Below are 3547 nucleotides of genomic sequence, written 5' to 3'. Positions count from 1 at the left end.
TCGCACCGCCCGTCTCGGCAAGAACCTTCGTGATCGCCGCCGTCAGAGACGTCTTCCCGTGGTCGACATGTCCAATCGTACCGATGTTGCAGTGCGGCTTCGTCCGCTCAAACTTCTCTTTGGCCATCTCGGCGCTCCATTCCTCTGGAACTGACTTAGTTCAACTCGTTAGGCGTATTTCGCCCGGACTTCATCGGACACCGCTTGCGGTACCTGCTCGTAATGATCGAACTGCATCGTGTACTGGGCGCGGCCCTGGCTCATCGAACGCAGCGTGTTCACATAACCGAACATATTGGCGAGCGGCACCATCGCATGGATCACCTGCGCGATACCGCGCTGCTCAGTGCCATTGATCTGACCACGGCGGCTATTCAGGTCACCGATCACGTCACCCATATATTCTTCCGGCGTCACAACCTCGACCTTCATGATCGGCTCGAGGAGCTTCACCCCCGCCTGCTGCGCACCTTCACGGAAGGCAGCGCGCGCGGCGATTTCGAAGGCCATCACGCTGGAGTCAACGTCATGGTAGGCACCATCGACCAGCGTCGCCTTGAAGTCGATCATCGGGAAGCCGGCGAGCGGACCTGAGTCCTTCACGCTCTCGACACCCTTCTGCACGCCCGGCACATATTCCTTCGGCACCGAACCGCCAACGATCTTGCTTTCGAAGACGAAACCCGAACCAGGCTCGCCCGGCTCGAAAACGAGCTTCACGCGTGCGAACTGGCCCGAACCGCCCGTCTGCTTCTTGTGCGTGTAATCGATTTCCGCGCGCTTCGTGAGCGTCTCGCGATAGGCCACCTGCGGCGCACCCACATTCGCGTCCACCTTGAACTCGCGGCGCATGCGATCGACGATGATGTCGAGATGCAGTTCGCCCATGCCCTTAATGACGGTCTGGCCGGATTCATTATCCACCGACACGCGGAAGGACGGATCTTCCTGCGCGAGGCGATTGAGCGCGAGGCCCATCTTCTCCTGGTCAGCCTTCGTCTTCGGCTCAACAGCAACCTCGATAACCGGCTCCGGGAACTCCATACGTTCCAGAATGATCGGCTTCAGCGGGTCGCAAAGCGTGTCACCCGTCGTAACATTCTTGAGGCCGGCCACGGCAACGATATCGCCGGCATAGGCTTCCTTGATGTCTTCGCGGTGATTTGCATGCATCTGCAGCATGCGGCCTACGCGCTCACGGCTTTCCTTCGTCGAATTGAGGACGCTTGCACCCGTCGCCAGCACACCCGAATAGATGCGGCAGAAGGTGAGCGAACCAACGAACGGATCGTTCATGATCTTGAACGCGAGAACCGAGAGCGGCGCATCATCGGAGGTCTTGCGCGTGATCTTCTCTTCGGTCTTCGGGTCAATACCCTCAACGCTATCGATATCAACCGGCGACGGCAGGTAATCCACCACCGCATCAAGCATCGCCTGCACGCCCTTGTTCTTGAAGGCGCTGCCACAAAGAACCGGTACGAACTTGCGAGCAATCGTGCCTTTGCGGATGAGCTTCTTCAGCGTCTCCTCGTCGGGCTCGTTACCCTCAAGGTAGGCTTCCATCGCGGCGTCGTCCATTTCGACGGCCGTCTCGACCAGCTTCGAGCGATACTCTTCAGCCTTGTCCTTCAGATCAGCTCGGATTTCCCGGGCCTCAAACTCGGCACCAAGAGACTCGTCCTTCCAGATGAATTCCTTCATCTGAATGAGATCGACGAGACCCTCGAACTCCGATTCAGCGCCAACCGGAAGCTGCAGCACCAGCGGCGTCGCGCCCAGACGGTCGATAATCATATCGACGCAGCGGTAGAAGTTCGCGCCCATGCGGTCCATCTTGTTGACGAAGCACATGCGCGGAACGCCGTACTTGTCAGCCTGACGCCACACGGTTTCCGACTGCGGCTCCACACCGGCAACCGAGTCAAACACGGTCACGGCGCCGTCGAGCACGCGGAGCGAACGCTCCACCTCAATGGTGAAGTCAACGTGGCCGGGCGTATCGATGATATTGATACGCTTGCCCTTCCAGAAACAGGTCGTCGCAGCGGACGTGATCGTGATGCCACGCTCCTGCTCCTGCTCCATCCAGTCCATCGTGGCGGAGCCGTCATGCGTCTCACCAATCTTATGGTTCACGCCCGTGTAGTAGAGAATGCGCTCGGTCGTCGTCGTCTTACCAGCATCAATGTGAGCCATGATGCCGATATTGCGGTAATCTTCGAGCTTAGTAGTGCGTGCCATGACGGTTTGCCTTTAGGGGACTTGAACGCTTTACCAGCGATAGTGCGAGAAGGCGCGGTTGGCTTCAGCCATGCGATGCGTGTCTTCACGCTTCTTGACGGCGGAACCGCGATTGTTGGCGGCGTCGAGGAGTTCACCCGACAGGCGACCGATCATCGTGGTCTCATTGCGCGCGCGAGCGGCAGCAATGATCCAGCGAATGGCGAGCGCGCGGCGGCGGTCCGGACGAACCTCAACCGGAACCTGATACGTCGCACCACCAACGCGGCGCGAGCGAACTTCGAGAGCCGGCATCACATTCTCGAGCGCTTCATGGAAAGTGCGAAGCGGATCGACATTGGCCTTCTGCTGCATCTGGTCGAAAGCGCCGTAAATGATCTTTTCGGCGGCCGACTTCTTGCCATGATACATGAGGCTGTTCATGAACTTCGCGAGAACAACGTCGCCATACTTGGCGTCCGGAAGAACTTCTCGCTTTTCTGCGCGGTGGCGTCTGGACATATCTCTGACCCTTACTTCGGACGCTTCGCGCCGTATTTGGAGCGGCGCTGACGGCGATCTTTCACGCCCTGCGTATCAAGCACACCACGGATGATGTGGTAGCGAACACCCGGAAGGTCCTTCACGCGGCCGCCGCGAATAAGAACCACGGAGTGTTCCTGCAGGTTGTGACCTTCGCCCGGGATGTAGCTCGAAACTTCGAACTGGTTGGTCAGGCGCACACGCGCGACCTTACGCAGAGCGGAGTTCGGCTTCTTCGGCGTCGTTGTATAGACGCGCGTGCACACGCCCCGCTTCTGCGGGCACGCCTGCATGGCCGGTACTTTGTTGCGCTTTGCCAGCGGCTTGCGCGGCTTGCGAATAAGCTGGTTGACGGTGGGCATTCGCCTTCTCGATCCTGTCTGTCCAAACGAAAACGACGCCACGCTGCCCCGGAACGCTTCCGGAAAGAGCTGCGCGCGCTTTGAGATACAAACCCGTGCAGGCTGCATCCGCTTGCAGAGGATTCCGGTTGCCCGGAATCATGCGCCATTCCTCGTATTCTGTTTACCGGCCCCAGTGTCTAGATCCGACCAAAAGGCTAATCCCATCAAGGGTTTATCTGCCAGCGGTCCGGGAAGCCTCTACTACCTGGAGCGAAAGTGAGCGGAACGTACTCGGGGGTCCACGAGTCGTCAACCCCTACAATCGCCAAACTCCGCAGATTCTAGGGAAAATGCTGGAGAAAGCTGCTTAACGCGCGGCGGCACGCGCCCGCGCGGTGCTTTCAGGGCGCGCGCCCGTCACTTCCCCTTACTTTATA

The 3547-nt window shown here is 59.0% G+C and carries 4 protein-coding genes; all 4 read right to left on the bottom strand.

Annotated elements, in window-relative coordinates; genetic code table 11:
- A partial coding sequence (locus WBF74_RS05685; RefSeq protein ID WP_424436494.1) for a GTP-binding protein occupies positions 1-127 on the bottom strand: 127 nt, incomplete at its 3' end.
- 41 nt (positions 128-168) lie between these two features.
- Positions 169-2244, bottom strand: a complete 2076-nt coding sequence (gene fusA, locus WBF74_RS05680) for an elongation factor G (protein ID WP_424436491.1) — start codon at positions 2242-2244, stop codon at positions 169-171.
- 30 nt (positions 2245-2274) lie between these two features.
- Positions 2275-2745: a 30S ribosomal protein S7 gene (rpsG, locus tag WBF74_RS05675; RefSeq protein WP_424436488.1), complete on the bottom strand. Its 471-nt coding sequence runs from the start codon at positions 2743-2745 to the stop codon at positions 2275-2277.
- A gap of 11 nt (positions 2746-2756) precedes the next feature.
- Positions 2757-3128: a 30S ribosomal protein S12 gene (gene rpsL / locus WBF74_RS05670; protein ID WP_424436485.1), complete on the bottom strand. Its 372-nt coding sequence runs from the start codon at positions 3126-3128 to the stop codon at positions 2757-2759.
- Positions 3129-3547: the final 419 nt, after the last annotated feature.

The sequence above is a fragment of the Parvibaculum sp. genome, assembly GCF_049672805.1.
In the GTDB taxonomy this organism is placed as follows: domain Bacteria; phylum Pseudomonadota; class Alphaproteobacteria; order Parvibaculales; family Parvibaculaceae; genus Parvibaculum.
Note: the sequence above shows the minus strand (reverse complement) of the source record. Positions and strands in the feature narration are given on the sequence as shown.